The organism is Comamonas sp. MYb69 (genome assembly GCF_037479315.1).
In the GTDB taxonomy this organism is placed as follows: Bacteria; Pseudomonadota; Gammaproteobacteria; order Burkholderiales; family Burkholderiaceae_C; genus Comamonas.
In genome coordinates this window covers 208,711-223,774 of record NZ_JBBGZG010000003.1, presented here as the reverse complement: position 1 = coordinate 223,774, position 15,064 = coordinate 208,711, and the positions used below count along the sequence as shown (strand labels likewise).

At 63.3% G+C, this 15,064-nt stretch carries 12 protein-coding genes; all 12 read left to right on the top strand.

Features of this window, described 5'->3' with window-relative positions:
- Positions 1–35 precede the first annotated feature (35 nt).
- The 12 genes from WH303_RS05250 to groL all read left to right on the top strand — a co-directional run bounded on the left by WH303_RS05250 (position 36) and on the right by groL (position 14,959).
- Positions 36–962, top strand: a complete 927-nt coding sequence (locus WH303_RS05250; RefSeq protein ID WP_021026460.1) for a diguanylate cyclase — start codon at positions 36–38, stop codon at positions 960–962.
- A gap of 110 nt (positions 963–1,072) precedes the next feature.
- Positions 1,073–1,879 (top strand): cytochrome C assembly family protein, encoded by an 807-nt coding sequence (locus WH303_RS05245; RefSeq protein ID WP_339517289.1) that lies wholly within the window; start codon positions 1,073–1,075, stop codon positions 1,877–1,879.
- Positions 1,880–1,885: 6 nt separating this feature from the next.
- On the top strand, positions 1,886–2,122 hold the full coding sequence (locus tag WH303_RS05240) for a PP0621 family protein (RefSeq protein ID WP_021026462.1): 237 nt from the start codon (positions 1,886–1,888) through the stop codon (positions 2,120–2,122).
- Between the two features lie 18 nt (positions 2,123–2,140).
- Positions 2,141–3,823 carry an ATP-binding protein gene (locus tag WH303_RS05235; protein ID WP_021026463.1) on the top strand — a complete coding sequence of 561 codons (1,683 nt, stop codon included), beginning with the start codon at positions 2,141–2,143 and terminating at the stop codon, positions 3,821–3,823.
- Entirely contained in the window at positions 3,820–5,349 is a 1,530-nt protein-coding gene (locus WH303_RS05230) for a sigma-54-dependent transcriptional regulator (RefSeq protein WP_339517288.1), read from the top strand. The genes WH303_RS05235 and WH303_RS05230 overlap by 4 nt, the downstream gene beginning before the upstream one ends.
- A gap of 74 nt (positions 5,350–5,423) precedes the next feature.
- Positions 5,424–6,020: a 1,6-anhydro-N-acetylmuramyl-L-alanine amidase AmpD gene (ampD, locus tag WH303_RS05225; protein ID WP_339517453.1), complete on the top strand. Its 597-nt coding sequence runs from the start codon at positions 5,424–5,426 to the stop codon at positions 6,018–6,020.
- 432 nt (positions 6,021–6,452) lie between these two features.
- Complete coding sequence (locus WH303_RS05220) at positions 6,453–9,356, top strand: ribonucleoside-diphosphate reductase subunit alpha (protein ID WP_339517287.1); 2,904 nt, start codon at positions 6,453–6,455, stop codon at positions 9,354–9,356.
- A gap of 58 nt (positions 9,357–9,414) precedes the next feature.
- Entirely contained in the window at positions 9,415–10,542 is a 1,128-nt protein-coding gene (locus WH303_RS05215; RefSeq protein WP_339517286.1) for a ribonucleotide-diphosphate reductase subunit beta, read from the top strand.
- Between the two features lie 195 nt (positions 10,543–10,737).
- Positions 10,738–11,703 (top strand): hypothetical protein, encoded by a 966-nt coding sequence (locus tag WH303_RS05210; RefSeq protein WP_339517285.1) that lies wholly within the window; start codon positions 10,738–10,740, stop codon positions 11,701–11,703.
- Positions 11,704–11,905: 202 nt separating this feature from the next.
- Positions 11,906–12,532: a TetR family transcriptional regulator C-terminal domain-containing protein gene (locus tag WH303_RS05205; RefSeq protein ID WP_021025778.1), complete on the top strand. Its 627-nt coding sequence runs from the start codon at positions 11,906–11,908 to the stop codon at positions 12,530–12,532.
- Between the two features lie 324 nt (positions 12,533–12,856).
- The gene (locus WH303_RS05200) at positions 12,857–13,147 is read left to right on the top strand and encodes a co-chaperone GroES (RefSeq protein ID WP_021025779.1); all 291 of its coding nucleotides are present in this window, start codon (positions 12,857–12,859) and stop codon (positions 13,145–13,147) included.
- Positions 13,148–13,315: 168 nt separating this feature from the next.
- Positions 13,316–14,959 carry a chaperonin GroEL gene (gene groL, locus WH303_RS05195; protein WP_339517284.1) on the top strand — a complete coding sequence of 548 codons (1,644 nt, stop codon included), beginning with the start codon at positions 13,316–13,318 and terminating at the stop codon, positions 14,957–14,959.
- The last annotated feature ends 105 nt before the right edge of the window (positions 14,960–15,064 follow it).

Sequence of the window (15,064 nt, the reverse complement as noted above, 5' to 3'; positions counted from 1 at the left end):
GCCCCCTTGAGACCTAGACCCCCTACCATCGCACCATGCAAGCTGAGCCCGATAACGACCAACCCACCATCCTGATTGTGGATGACGAGCGCGTCAACCGCTCCATGCTCGCCGAGCTGCTGGGCCAGCAGTACCGCGTGCTGCTGGCCAAGGACGGCCCCAGTGCGCTGACCATCGCCACGCGCGAATCGCACCGGCTGCTGCTGGTGCTGCTCGATGTCAGCATGCCCGGCATGAATGGCTATGAGGTGCTGACCCAGTTGAGAAAGCAGGAGGCGACGGCCGGCATTGCGATCATCTTCATCACCGGCCAGAGCGATGCTGCGGCCGAGGAGTATGGCCTGCGCCTGGGCGCGGCCGACTATGTCTCCAAACCCATCCGCCCGGCAGTGGTGAGTGTGCGGGTGCGCAACCAGATCGACTTGGCGCTGCAGCGCCAAGCCTTGCAGCGCCTCGCGCAGGTCGATGGCCTGACCAACCTGGCCAACCGCCGGCATTTTGATGACATGCTGCGGCGCAGCCAGCGCCTGTGCCTGCGCAGGAACGACCCGCTGGGCCTGGCGCTGATCGATATCGACCACTTCAAGCTGTACAACGACCACTATGGCCATGTGCAAGGCGATGAGGCGCTCAAGCAAGTAGCCGGTACGCTGGCGCGCCATGCGCGCCGCCCTTATGACCTGGCCGCCCGCTTTGGCGGTGAGGAGTTTGCGCTGATCCTGCCCGGCCACGCCGATGCCGTGGCCGTGGTGGAGCGCTTTCGCCAGGAAGTGCAGACGATGGCGATTGCCCATGCGGCCTCCACCACCGCGCCAGAGCTGACGGTGAGCTGCGGGGTGCTGACCATCCACTGCGGCCAGACCGACGGCCTGGAGGACTGCCTGCGCCGGGCCGATGAACTGCTGTACGAGGCCAAGACCAGCGGCCGCAACCGGGTCTGCGCGACCAGCGTCGGCATATAGCGCGCGCTGGGCAGGCTCTGCGGTTGATCGCTGGCAATAGCCGGCAGATGGCAAGGCGCTAGCGCCCGCGCAGAGCACACAGGCCTTTCGCCGCAGCTATGATAGCGGGCATGCTCTCTCCCGCCTTTGCCGCAGCCAGCACCAGCCCCATCGGCTGGGCGCTGGCCATTGCTGCAGCCATTGCCTACGCCATCCCCGCACTTGCGGCCCGACGCCTGCAGGAGCCCAGCGCACGGCTGGGCTTGCGCGCGGCCTGGGCCTTGCACCTGGCGGCCATCGGCTGGAGCCTGGTGGGTGACACGCCCCATTTCGGCTTTGCGCCGGCACTGTCCGTCACCGCCTGGCTGGTGCTGACGGTGTATGTGGTCGAGCAGCAGCTCTACCCGCAGCTGCGCTCGCGCTGGCCGCTGTCGGCCATGGGCTGCATCGCGGTCCTGCTGGCCGGCGTCTACCCCGGCAGCCCTTTGCATGTGAATGCCTCGCCCTGGCTGCCGCTGCACCTGGCGCTGGGCATTGCCTCCTATGGCCTGTTTGCCGCCGCCGTCGTGCATGCCGCACTGATGACCCGGGCCGAGCGCCAGATGCGCCAGGATGGCAGCCACGACGGCGGTCTGCCGCTGCTGGCCCTGGAGCGCCTGACCTTCCGCTTTGTCACGGCCGGCTTCATCTTGCTGTCCGCGACCTTGCTGGCCGGCTGGTGGTTTGGCGAGGCGCTGTACGGCAAGGCCTGGGTCTGGAACCACAAGTCGGTGTTCTCGATGCTGGCCTGGTTGACCTTTGCCGTGCTGCTGGTGGGCCGCAAGCGCTTTGGCTGGCGCGGGCAGCGCGCCGTCAACATGCTCTATGTGGGCGCCACCTTGCTGCTGCTGGCCTATGTGGGCTCGCGCTTTGTCCTTGAAGTCATCTTGAAACACTGAGCTGCCATGAAGTATTTGCTGGTATTGCTGGTGCTGGCCGTGGGCTGGCACATGTGGCGCAGCCAACGGGTCAAGAACGCGCCGCCGCCACCGCCCAAAAAAGGCCTGGCCAAACCCGAGCCCATGGTGCACTGCGCGCACTGCGGCGTGCACCTGCCGCAGTCCGATGCCATCGGCTACCAGGGCGCACATTACTGCTCGCAAGCCCATCTCGCCCAGGCGCTGCCGCCTGGCCAGCGCTAGGCTTTGGGCATCGCCACGATGGCCGCGTTGGCGTTGATGGAAACCCCCTTCAAGCGCCTGTGGCGCGGCTACCTGGTGGCCCGCGTCTTTGTGGCCCTGCTGCTGGCGCTGGGCGCCATGGCCATCACGCCGGCGCAATCGGGCCCCTTGCTGTCGCAGCTGGCGCTGCTGGGCGCCTATGGCATCTCGGCGATGCTGTATGCCGCGCTCAGCCACCAGCCGCCACCGCAGCGCCGCGTCTATGCCTGGCTGCCCACGATCGGCATGGATCTGCTGCTGATCTCGCTGCTGGAGGTGACCAAAACCGGTACCTACACCTTGACGCCGATGTTCGGCCTGGCGGTGCTGTTTGCCGGCACCCTGGGCGGCTGGCTGGTGACCTTGGGCAGCTGTGCCTACATCACGATCTTCCTGATTGTCGAGTCGCTGAGCTTTCGCCTGTCGGTGTTTGACCCCGATGGCACGCAGAACACCGTGCAAGCCGGGCTGGCCGGGGCGGCCTATTTTCTGGTGGGCATTCTTGTGCGGCTGCTCGCCTCGCGGGTGGAGCGCGAGACCTTGCAGGGCCTGCGCAATGCCGCTGCGGCCAACCAGCAAGAGCAGATCAATGCGCTCATCCTGCAGAACCTGCCCGATGGCGTGCTGGTGGCTGACCAGGCCTTGCAGGTGCGTATTGCCAACCCGGCCGCCATGACCTTGCTGGGCCACCCCCACCTGCCGCTGGCGCTGGCGCAGTTGCCCGCCTGGCGCGGCGTGGTCGAGCAGGTCACCCAGACCTTTGCCGAGCAAAAGCCCTTCTCGCAAGACCTGGCACTGACCGCGCCGCAGATGGCCCCCATCGGCCTGCATGTGCGCACCTGGCTGACCCACCCGCTGCCCACCTTCGGCACCATTGGCAGCCATGACAATGACCCGCTGTGCCTGGTGTTCTTGCATGACCTGCGCGAGATAGAGGCGCGGCTGCGCACCGAGAAAATGGCGGCGATGGGGCGCATGTCCGCAGCTGTCGCCCATGAAATCCGCAACCCGCTGACGGCCATCACCCAGGCCAATGCGCTGCTCGATGAGGAGCTGACCGACCCGGGCCAGAAGCGCCTGACCTATATGGTCGAGCAAAATGCCCAGCGCCTGGGCCGCATTGCCGAAGATATCCTGGACATTGCCCGCGTGCATAACCAGATCCAGCCCGGCGATGGTGACTCCATTGCCCTCAATGACAGCGTGCTGCACATCTGCCATGACTGGATGGCACTGGCCCCTGCCGCCCACACCGTGGCGCTGTCGCTCAGTGCCGAGGACAGCCTGGTGGCCTTTGACACCGGGCACCTGCGCCAGCTGCTCTACAACCTGCTCAACAACGGCCAGCGCTACCGCCGGGACTGTGCAGACTCCTTGCGCGTCAGCACCCACAGCAGCCTCACGGGCACCACCACCTTGGTGGTCTGGAGCGATGGCGCGCCCATCGAGCCGACCATTGAAAAGCACCTGTTCGAGCCCTTCTTCTCGTCCGAGAGCCGATCGAGCGGCCTGGGCCTGTACATCTGCCGCGAGCTGTGCACCCGCCATGGCGCTATGATCCGCTACGAAAGGCAGAGCACAGCGCTGCCCGAGCTGGCACAGGGCAATGCCTTTATTGTGCAGTTTCGCCGGGCCGCCAGCCCCGCGCATCCCCAGCAGACTGATTTGATCCACCAGGCATGAGTTTTGAAAACACCACTGTTCTGGTCGTGGACGATGAGCCCGACCTCAGAACCCTTTATGAGCTGACCTTGCTGCGCGAAGGCTACCGGGTCTACACGGCCGGCTCGGTGCAGGAAGCCCGCGCCCAGCTGCAGCAGCGCCGCTTCGAGATCCTGATCACCGACATGCGCCTGCCCGATGGCCTGGGCATGGAGCTGCTGCAGGACCTGCGCAGCCAGGGCCGCAGCGAGCGCGCCATCGTCATGACCGCCTATGGCTCGGCCGACAATGCCGTCGCGGCCCTGCGCGAAGGCGCGTTTGACTACCTGACCAAGCCAGTGGACCTCAAGCAGTTTCGCCAGGTGGTGGCCTCTGCCAGCCAGGGGCTGCAGGATGCCGCTGCGCTGGCCCTGGCGCAGCCCGCGTCTCAAGCGGCGCCGCAGCCGGGCACGCCCGCGCGGTCAGCCCTCCCGGCCCAGCGCGAATTGATCGGCCCGTCCCTTGTGATGCAGCAGGTGCGCGAGCGCATTGCCAAGGTGGCCGGCAGCATGGCGCCCATTCTGGTGCGCGGCGAATCGGGCACCGGCAAGGAGCTGGTGGCCCAGTCCTTGCACCGCAACAGCCAGCGGGCCAGCGGGCCGATGGTGGCCGTCAACTGCGGCGCCATCCCCGAGAACCTGCTCGAAGCGGAGTTCTTTGGTGCCCGCAAAGGCGCCTACACCGGCGCCAACCAGGACCGCGAAGGCTTTTTCCAGGCCGCCCATGGCGGCACCCTCTTCCTTGATGAAATCGGCGAGCTGCCGCTGTCGATGCAGGCCAAGCTCTTGCGTGCGATCCAGGAGCGCAAGGTGCGGCCCCTGGGCTCGCAACAGGAAGAAGCGGTCGATGTGCGCATCGTCAGCGCCACCCACCGCGATCTGGCGGCCGATGTGCAGACCGGGCGCTTTCGCCAGGACTTGTACTACCGGCTCAACGTCATTGACATCTTCATCCCGCCGCTGCGCGAGCGCCGCGAAGATGTGCCCGCGCTGTGCCAGGCGCTGCTCGAGCGCATCGCCAGCGAGAGCGGCCAGCCGGTGCCCCAGCTCAGCGCCCAGGCGCTGCACACCTTGGCGGGCCACGCGCTGCCGGGCAATGTGCGCGAGCTGGAAAACCTGTTGCTGCGCTCGGTCGCCTTGAGCGATGGCGCTTTTCTCGATGTGGAGCCGGCCCGGGCCGATGCCACGCGTCCCTCGCCCGCGCAGAGCCAGGCAGCAGAGCCGGCACCGGCCTATGTACGGCCCAGCGCGCCGCTGGCGCCGCTCCAGCCACAGGCTGCGGCCATGGCCCCCAGCAGCCTCCAGCGCTTTGCGCCGCCACAGGATCTGCCCGCCGATCTGCAAGCCTGGCTCGATGGCATCGAGCGCGACATCCTCGTGCGCGCGCTGCAGGAGTTTGGCTTTAACCGCACCGCTGCGGCCAACCGCCTGGGCATCAGCCTGCGTCAGATCCGCTACCGCATGGAGCGGCTGCAGATCCATGACCCCAGCGACGGGATGCAGCCCTAGGGCCCGACGCCATGCCCCACGACCTGCCCGAGACACCGCCTGGCGCGCACCCCCACGCTGCGCCTCATGCCAATATGCACGCCACCAGCGCGCCGCAGGCAGCGCTCTGGCAAGACGGCTGGCTGCGCACGGCCACGCACTGCCCCTCGCCCAATTTCGGCCCCCGACCTGAGGGGGCATGCACCGATCTGGTGGTCGTCCACTCGATCAGCCTGCCGCCGGGCATCTACGGCACGGGGGATGTGCAGCGCCTCTTTACCAACCAGCTCGACTGGGATGCCCACCCCTATTTCCAGAGCATCCGGGGCCTGCAGGTGTCCTCGCATTTCTTCATCACGCGCCAAGGCCTGGTGTGGCAGTTTGTCAGCGCCGACCAGCGTGCCTGGCATGCCGGCCAGTCGTTCTGGCGCGGCCGGCCGCGCTGCAATGACGACTCCATCGGCATCGAGCTCGAAGGCCTGGAGGGCGAGACTTTCGAGCCCGCCCAGTACGAGAGCCTGGTGCAGCTGTGCCAGCAGATCCGCGCGCAGTATGCGATCGCCTATATTGCCGGCCATGAGCACATTGCGCCGGGCCGCAAGAACGACCCGGGTCCCGGCTTTCTCTGGCCCCAGCTGCAGCAGGATCTGGCCTGGCCGCGATCGATGTTTCCCGCATCGCTCGGCCTCTAAATCGGGCTATAGCCCAAGCCTCTAAGAACCTGTTCAAAGCCGCCTGCATCTGCCCGGCATCCCCTTTCATTCGCATGCAATGAAAGGCATGTACGCCACAAAAAACACGGCAATTTTCCACATTTGAAAAAATTTTTTTCAGATGCAATGCCTATGTTTTACGCAGGCTCTGCAACGCAGATGGCGCAGAAACACACACACAGCGGTGGTTTGCAGGCGCAAACCACCACGCCATGCGCAGTTGCCGCCGTTTTGCTGCGCAGCATGGTCATCAGCACTACACACAAAGCCTGCAATGCGCCATACACTACAGGTAGTGTCCAGCGCTTAATAAAACACTACATGTAGTGTGAGGTGGTAGCCGGCGGCTCAGTGGTACCGGTATGCCCAGCGCTGTTTCTCCGGCTTTTCACGCACCACAGAGAGGACATCATGAGCGCTGCTTCGCTTTCCGAGCAACGGTCCGCACCGGCCGCCAGCTCGCGCACCCTGGATGGATTTACCGTACTGCCGGACTACCAGATCATGCGACGCAACGGAGCAGTCGTCCCTTTCGAGCCCCCCAAGATCACCACCGCCATCATGAAAGCCTTTCTGGCCGTGCATGGCAGCCAGGGCTCGGCATCGGCCAGCGTGCGCGAAGTAGTCGAGAACCTGACCCACACGGTGGTGCGTGCGCTGATGCGCTCGCGCCCGGGCGGCGGCACCTTCCATATCGAAGATGTGCAGGACCAGGTCGAGCTCGGTCTGATGCGCGGCGGCAACCATGAGGTGGCACGTGCCTATGTGCTGTACCGCGAGCGCCGCAACCAGGAGCGCGCCCAGCTCCAGGCCCAGCACACGCCCGCCCATGCCAGCTTGCATGTGCAGGACCGGGGTCAGCAGGTGCTGCTCGATGTCAAAAAGCTCCATGACCGCATTGCCGCAGCCTGCCAGGGCCTGGGCCAGGATGTCGACCCCGCACCCATCCTGAGCGAAACCCTGCGCAACCTCTATGACGGCGTCCACATGGACGAGGTGTTCAAGGCCTCCATCCTCGCCGCCCGCACCTTGATCGAAAAAGACCCGGACTACAGCTTTGTCACCGCGCGCCTGCTGCTGCACACCATCACGCGCGAAGTGATGGGCCAGGACGTCAGCAGTGCCGACATGGGCGCGGCCTACCGCAGCAGCTTCCCCGGCTTTGTCGCGCAAGGGGTGGCGCATGAACTGCTCGCCCCCGAGATGCTGGACTTTGACCTGCCGCGCCTTGCCGCCGCTCTCCAGCCCGAGCGCGACCTGCAGTTTGACTACCTGGGTCTGCAGACGCTGTATGACCGCTATTTTCTGCATGTAGGCCAGCAGCGCATCGAGCTGCCCCAGGCCTTCTTCATGCGCGTGGCCATGGGCCTGGCGCTGAAGGAGGACGACCGCAATGCAAGGGCCATCGCGTTCTATGACCTGCTCTCGTCCTTCGACTTCATGTCGTCCACACCCACCCTGTTCAACAGCGGCACGCTGCGCTCGCAGCTGTCGTCCTGCTACCTGACCACGGTGGCCGATGACCTGGGCGGCATCTACGATGCGATCCGCGAAAACGCCTTGCTGTCCAAGTTTGCCGGTGGCCTGGGCAATGACTGGACCCCCGTGCGTGCGATGGGCGCCCGCATCAAGGGCACCAATGGCGAATCGCAAGGCGTGGTGCCCTTTCTCAAGGTGGTCAACGACACGGCCGTGGCCGTCAACCAGGGCGGCAAGCGCAAGGGCGCCGTCTGCGCCTACCTGGAGACCTGGCACCTGGACATCGAGGAATTTCTGGAGCTGCGCAAGAACACTGGCGATGACCGCCGCCGCACCCATGACATGAACACCGCCCACTGGATCCCCGATCTGTTCATGCAACGGGTCATGGAAAAAGGCCTGTGGACCTTGTTCTCCCCCTCCGATGTGCCCGATCTGCATGACCGCTTTGGCCAGGATTTCGAGCGGGCCTACACCGCTTACGAGGTCAAGGCCGCGACCGGCGAGCTGGCGCTGAGCAAGACCGTGCCCGCGGTCGATCTGTGGCGCAAGATGCTGTCGATGCTGTTCGAGACCGGCCACCCCTGGATCACCTTCAAGGATGCCTGCAACCTGCGCTCGCCCCAGCAGCATGCCGGCGTCGTGCACTCGTCCAACCTCTGCACCGAGATCACGCTCAACACCAGCGACACGGAAACCGCCGTCTGCAACCTGGGCTCGGTCAACCTGGCGCGCCACTTGAAGGACGACGGCCAAGGTGGCCTCGCGCTCGACCATGACAAGCTCAAGCGCACCATCACGACGGCCATGCGCATGCTCGACAACGTCATCGACATCAACTACTACGCGGTGGGCAAAGCACGCGACTCCAACCTGCGCCACCGCCCGGTGGGCCTGGGCATCATGGCCTTCCAGGACAGTCTCTACCAATTGCACATTCCCTACGCCAGCGATGCGGCCCTGCAGTTTGCCGATACCTCGATGGAGGCGGTCTGCTACTACGCCTACTGGGCATCGACCGAGCTGGCGCGCGAGCGCGGTGTCTACAGCAGCTACCCCGGCTCGCTCTGGAGCCAAGGCATTTTGCCGCTGGACACGCTGGACCTGCTTGCCCAGGCGCGCGGCCAGGCCGGCTATGTGCAGGTCGACCGCAGCATGCAGCTGGACTGGGAGGCGCTGCGCCGCAAGATCGCGCAGGACGGCATGCGCAACTCCAACTGCGTGGCCATTGCACCCACCGCCACCATCTCCAACATCGTCGGCGTCGATGCCTCGATCGAGCCCTCGTTTGGCAACCTCTCGGTCAAGTCCAACCTCTCGGGCGAGTTCACCGTGATCAACCAGTACCTGGTGCGCGACCTCAAAGCGCTGGGCCTGTGGGACGATGTGATGGTCATGGACCTCAAGCATTTCGATGGCTCGCTGCGCCCCATCGACCGCGTGCCCCATGCACTCAAGGCGCTGTATGCCACGGCCTTTGAAGTCGATCCGGTCTGGCTGGTGGAAGCGGCCTCGCGGCGCCAGAAATGGATAGACCAGGCGCAAAGCCTCAATATCTATATGGCAGGGGCCTCGGGCAAGAAGCTCGACGACGCCTACAAGCTTGCCTGGGTGCGCGGCCTCAAGACCACCTACTACCTGCGCACCACCAGCGCCACGCAGGCCGAGAAATCCACCATCCAAAGCCGCGTGCTCAATGCCGTGCCCAGCAGCCATGCCTCGCCCGTCGCCCAGGCTGTCGCCAACGCCGCCGCTGCTGCATCGCAGTCCGCCGCGCCCGGCACCGACATTCGCTTTTGCGCCATCGATGACCCCGGCTGCGAAGCCTGCCAGTAGACCACGCGGACCGACTGAACCGGACCGCAGCAGCGGCCACCACCAGGAGCATTCATCCATGCTGAGCTTTGAAGAAGATTCGAGGGACGCGCTGGCCACACCAGCCGCGCCGGCCACCACGGCGGCCTCGCCCTCTGCATCGCCTGCCGCATCCCCAGCCGCCACATTCAAGCGCGTCAATGCCGCCGACAAGCGCATCATCAACGCCAAGACCGATGTCAACCAGCTGGTGCCTTTCAAATACAAATGGGCCTGGGAGAAATACCTGGCCACCTGCGCCAACCACTGGATGCCCCAAGAGGTCAACATGACGCGCGACATCGCGCTGTGGAAATCGCCCCATGGCCTGACCGAAGACGAGCGCCGCATCGTCAAGCGCAACCTGGGCTTTTTCGTCACCGCCGATTCGCTGGCCGCCAACAATATTGTGTTGGGCACCTACCGCCATATCACTGCGCCGGAGTGCCGCCAGTTTCTGCTGCGCCAGGCCTTTGAGGAAGCCATACACACGCATGCCTACCAGTACATCGTGGAGTCGCTGGGCCTGGATGAGGCCGAGATCTTCAACGCCTACAACGAGGTCCCCTCGATCCGCAACAAGGATGCTTTCCTGATCCCCTTCATCGAGGCGATCATGGACCCCAGCTTCCAGACCGGCACAGCGCAGACCGACCAGACCCTGCTCAAGAGCCTGATCGTTTTTGCCTGCCTGATGGAGGGCCTTTTCTTCTATGTCGGCTTCACGCAGATCCTGGCGCTGGGCCGCCAAAACAAGATGACCGGCGCGGCCGAGCAGTACCAGTACATCCTGCGCGACGAGTCCATGCACTGCAACTTCGGCATCGACCTGATCAACCAGCTCAAGCTGGAGAACCCGCAGTTGTGGACCGCCGCGTTCAAGGACGAGATCAAGGCCTTGTTTATTCAAGCAGTCGAACTTGAATATCAATATGCCGAAGACACGATGCCCAGAGGTGTGCTGGGCATGAACGCATCGATGTTCAAAGGCTACCTGCGCTACATCGCCAATCGCCGCGCAACGCAGATCGGCCTTGAAGCTTTGTACCCCAACGAGGACAACCCTTTCCCGTGGATGAGCGAGATGATCGACCTGAAAAAGGAGCGAAATTTCTTCGAGACACGGGTCATCGAATACCAGTCCGGTGGCGCGCTTTCCTGGGATTGACGCCGACCTTGATGTGCAAACCCCGTCAGAATGTGGTTTTCCTGAGAGAAAACTGTGAAATTTGGCGTCTTTATTGAGGTTTGCACTATGCCAGTTGCTAGCAGCTGATGCACAATTCAGTTTGCTATCAAAACTTCGTGTCGAATTCAATCAGGCATGAAGTCTGCTTTCTAAATTGACCCGAAGGAGAAGAGCATGGCAACGTCCAAAGCAAGCAAGAAAACTGCTGACACCAAGGCAACTGCCAAGAAGGCAGTTGCAACCAAGGCAGCCGCCCCCAAGGCAGCTGCAAAGCCCAAGGCCGCTGCCAAGCCAGCCGCCACCAAGGCAGCTGCAAAGCCTGCTGCCAAGGCCGTCGCCAAAAAGGCCGCTGCTAAGCCAGCCGCCAAGAAGGCCGCCGCCAAGCCCGCAACCAAATCCACCGCAGCTGCCAAGACTGCCGTGAAGAAGGCTGCCGCTCCTGCCAAGAAGGCCGCTGCTCCTGCGAAGAAGGCTGCCGCTCCAGCTAAGAAGGCCGCCGCTCCAGCCAAGAAGGCCGCTGCTCCTGCGAAGAAGGCCGCTGCTCCTGCGAAGAAGGCTGCAGCTCCTGCCAAGAAGGCTGCAGCTCCTGCCAAGAAGGCTGCAGCTCCTGCCAAGAAGGCCGCTGCTCCTGCCAAGAAGGCTGGCGCTCCAGCTAAGAAGGCCGCTGCTCCTGCCAAGAAGGCTGGCGCTCCAGCTAAGAAGGCCGCTCCAGCTAAGAAGGCTGCAGCTCCTGCCAAGAAGGCCGCTGCTCCAGCCAAGAAGGCTGCTGCTCCTGCGAAGAAGGCTGCTGCTCCTGCGAAGAAGGCTGCCGCTCCTGCCAAGAAGGCTGCTGCTCCAGCTAAGAAGGCTGCCGCTCCTGCCAAGAAGGCTGCCGCTCCTGCCAAGAAGGCTGCTGCTCCTGCGAAGAAGGCTGCCGCTCCTGCCAAGGCTCCAGCACCTGCCAAGAAGGCTGCCGCTCCTGCCAAGGCCCCTGCTGCTGCCAAGGCTCCAGCACCTGCGAAGAATGCTGCTCCCGCCAAGAAGGCTGCCGCTCCTGCCAAGGCCCCTGCTGCTGCTGCGCCTGCTGCTGCAGAGCCTGTCAAGACCGTGCTCAGCACCAATGCTGCTTGGCCTTTCCCCACCAACAGCCGCCCACAATAAGACCACCAAGCCGGGCAACCTGCCCGGGTGCCGCAAGGCACCGCTTGGTCACCAAGGCAACGCGATGCGTTGCCTTTTTTCTTGTCTGTCGTGCGGCGCTTTTCATGTCTGGCTACAAGGCCTCCCAAATGCCAGACAATACGGGCTCATGAATGATGCCCTTCCCACACCGCCAGCCAGCGCGCATGCAGCCACTGCCGCGATGGCACGCAAACCCAGTGCCGCCCGTCTGCGCAAGATTGACATGATCCTGGGCTCGGCAGAGCGGCATTTCGCATTGCTGGGTTTTGAAGGTGCACCGCTGGAGCAGATCGCGCAGGACGCAGGCTTTAGCCGCCACAACCTGCTGTACTACTACCCCAGCAAAGAGGCGCTGTACCAGGCGGTGCTGGCCTCGGTGATCGATGACTGGCTGGGCCATATGACAGGCCTGTCCAAGGACGGCGAGCCGGCCCAGCAGATCCGCCAGTACATCCGCGAGAAATTCGAGTTTGCGCGCACCCGCCCTTATGGCAGCCAGCTGTTCACCAAGGAGATGATTGCCGGCGCGCCGTTTGCCGCCTCTGCGGTGCGCGAGCGCATCGCACCGTTGCTGGCAGCCAATGTGGCAGCGTTTGCGCATTGGGCCGGGCAAGGCCGGATCGCGCCGGTCAATTTCCAGCACCTGATGTTCAGCATCTGGGCCATCACCCAAGGCTATGTCGACCAGCAAACCCAGTTTGCGCTGCTGCAGAACAAGGCCGCACTGGACGCGGGTGACTTCGCCCAGGCCGAGGCCTTGCTGGTGCAGATGCTGTCGGCCACGCTCAAGATCGAACTGCCCGATTGAGCAAGGACCTGCGGCCCCTGGTGCAGCGCTTGTCCCCCGTGCTGCATGTCGCATTTGCCTGTACATATCCAAATTTGATAGCAACATTCCAAGCATCCATCGATGCTTGCGCAAATCCAGTGCTGAGGGATCGCGATCCGACAGCACAGCCCCCTGGATTTTTTAGCCCCCGCAGTCTTGAACTGTCATCAAATGACCTTATTATTAGCACTCGAAGGGGTAGAGTGCTAAAACCACCACTTCTCAGAAATTTTTGCGTATTTGGCGCGGCATCTGCCGGGCCATCTTTCATCAAAACCTGGTATTGATATTGAAGGAGTTGTTATGAACCTGCGTCCTCTGCACGATCGCGTGATCGTTAAGCGTCTGGAAAACGAAACCAAGACCGCTTCGGGCATCTACATCCCCGACAACGCTGCTGAAAAGCCAGACCAAGGCGAAGTGCTGGCCGTTGGCCCAGGCAAGAAGAACGACAAGGGCGAGTCCATCACCTTGGGCGTGAAGGTCGGCGACCGCGTGCTGTTCGGCAAGTACTCCGGCCAATCGGTCAAGGTGGACGGCAATGAACTGCTGGTCATGAAAGAAGAAGACCTCTTCGCCGTCGTCGAGAAATAAAGCTACTGCGCAGGCGCCAGGCGTCGTTGCGCGGTGCTCGCAATCCTCACGTACCCAAGTACGTTCCGGTTGCTGCGCTCCATGCGCCTAGCCTGACACCTGCTCGCTACGCTTTCTCTCCCGAGCATTCATTCTCATTTCAAGTTTTCAAGTATTTAGGAGCCAAAAATGGCAGCAAAAGACGTAGTATTCGGCGGTGAAGCACGTGCACGCATGGTTGAAGGCGTGAACATTCTGGCTAACGCCGTCAAGGTGACCCTGGGCCCTAAGGGCCGTAACGTGGTGCTCGAGCGTTCGTTCGGCGCCCCTACCGTGACCAAGGACGGTGTGTCCGTGGCCAAGGAAGTGGAACTCAAGGACAAGCTGCAGAACATGGGCGCCCAGCTCGTGAAGGAAGTGGCCTCCAAGACCAACGACATCGCTGGTGACGGCACCACGACCGCTACCGTGCTGGCCCAAGCCATCGTGCGCGAAGGCTCCAAGTACGTGGCTGCTGGCCTGAACCCGATGGACCTGAAGCGCGGTATCGACAAGGCTGTCGCCGCCCTGGTGGAAGAGCTCAAGAAGCAATCCAAGGCCACCACCACCTCCAAGGAAATCGCCCAAGTCGGTTCGATCTCCGCCAACTCCGACGAATCCGTGGGCAAGATCATTGCTGACGCGATGGACAAGGTCGGCAAGGAAGGCGTGATCACCGTGGAAGAAGGCAAGTCGCTGGACAACGAACTCGACGTCGTTGAAGGCATGCAGTTCGACCGTGGCTACCTGTCGCCCTACTTCATCAACAACCCAGAAAAGCAAGCCGCGATTCTGGACAACCCCTTCGTGCTGCTGTTCGACAAGAAGATCAGCAACATCCGTGACCTGCTGCCTACGCTGGAAGCCGTGGCCAAGGCCGGCCGTCCTCTGCTGATCATTGCAGAAGACGTCGAAGGCGAAGCACTCGCTACCCTGGTGGTCAACACCATCCGTGGCATCCTGAAGGTTGTGGCTGTGAAGGCTCCTGGCTTCGGCGACCGCCGCAAGGCCATGCTGGAAGACATCGCCATCCTGACCGGCGGCAAGGTGATCGCTGAAGAAGTGGGCCTGTCGCTGGAAAAGGTGACCCTGGAAGACCTGGGCCAAGCCCAACGCGTCGAAATCGGTAAGGAAAACACCACCATCATCGACGGTGCTGGCCAAGCTGCTGAAATCGAAGCCCGCGTGAAGCAAATCCGCGCTCAGATCGAAGAAGCCACTTCCGACTACGACCGTGAAAAGCTGCAAGAGCGCGTGGCCAAGCTGGCCGGCGGTGTTGCCGTGATCAAGGTGGGCGCTGCCACCGAAGTCGAAATGAAGGAAAAGAAGGCCCGCGTGGAAGACGCCCTGCACGCTACCCGCGCTGCTGTGGAAGAAGGCATCGTGGCCGGTGGTGGCGTGGCTCTGCTGCGCGCCAAGCAATCCGTGGGCGCCCTGGCTACCGGCAATGCCGAGCAAGACGCTGGTATCAAGCTGGTGATGAAGGCCATCGAAGCGCCTCTGCGCGAAATCGTGGCCAACGCCGGTGGCGAGCCATCGGTGGTGGTGGATGCCGTGCTCAAGGGCACGGGCAACTTCGGCTTCAATGCGGCCAACGACACCTACGGCGACATGCTGGAAATGGGTATCCTGGACCCAACGAAGGTGACCCGCACCGCGCTGCAAAACGCTGCGTCCGTGGCTTCGCTGCTGCTGACCACCGAGTGCATGATTGCTGAAGCCCCCAAGGCTGACGCAGCTCCTGCCATGCCCGACATGGGCGGCATGGGTGGCATGGGCGGCATGGGCATGTAATTGCCCCGGCTGTCATAGCGCAGCATCAAGCCTGCAAGTACCCTTGCGGGCTTGGTGCCAGACACCAAAAAACCCGGCACCGCCAAGGTGGCCGGGTTTTTTTAT

Coding starts and splice junctions, on each gene's coding strand:
- WH303_RS05205 (WP_021025778.1), top strand. CDS start 11,906: ATGGCACGCAAACCCAGTGCCGCCCGTCTGCGCAAGATTGACATGATC.
- WH303_RS05240 (WP_021026462.1), top strand. CDS start 1,886: ATGAAGTATTTGCTGGTATTGCTGGTGCTGGCCGTGGGCTGGCACATG.
- WH303_RS05245 (WP_339517289.1), top strand. CDS start 1,073: ATGCTCTCTCCCGCCTTTGCCGCAGCCAGCACCAGCCCCATCGGCTGG.
- WH303_RS05220 (WP_339517287.1), top strand. CDS start 6,453: ATGAGCGCTGCTTCGCTTTCCGAGCAACGGTCCGCACCGGCCGCCAGC.
- WH303_RS05235 (WP_021026463.1), top strand. CDS start 2,141: ATGGCCGCGTTGGCGTTGATGGAAACCCCCTTCAAGCGCCTGTGGCGC.
- WH303_RS05210 (WP_339517285.1), top strand. CDS start 10,738: ATGGCAACGTCCAAAGCAAGCAAGAAAACTGCTGACACCAAGGCAACT.
- groL (WP_339517284.1), top strand. CDS start 13,316: ATGGCAGCAAAAGACGTAGTATTCGGCGGTGAAGCACGTGCACGCATG.
- WH303_RS05250 (WP_021026460.1), top strand. CDS start 36: ATGCAAGCTGAGCCCGATAACGACCAACCCACCATCCTGATTGTGGAT.
- WH303_RS05200 (WP_021025779.1), top strand. CDS start 12,857: ATGAACCTGCGTCCTCTGCACGATCGCGTGATCGTTAAGCGTCTGGAA.
- WH303_RS05230 (WP_339517288.1), top strand. CDS start 3,820: ATGAGTTTTGAAAACACCACTGTTCTGGTCGTGGACGATGAGCCCGAC.
- ampD (WP_339517453.1), top strand. CDS start 5,424: ATGCACGCCACCAGCGCGCCGCAGGCAGCGCTCTGGCAAGACGGCTGG.
- WH303_RS05215 (WP_339517286.1), top strand. CDS start 9,415: ATGCTGAGCTTTGAAGAAGATTCGAGGGACGCGCTGGCCACACCAGCC.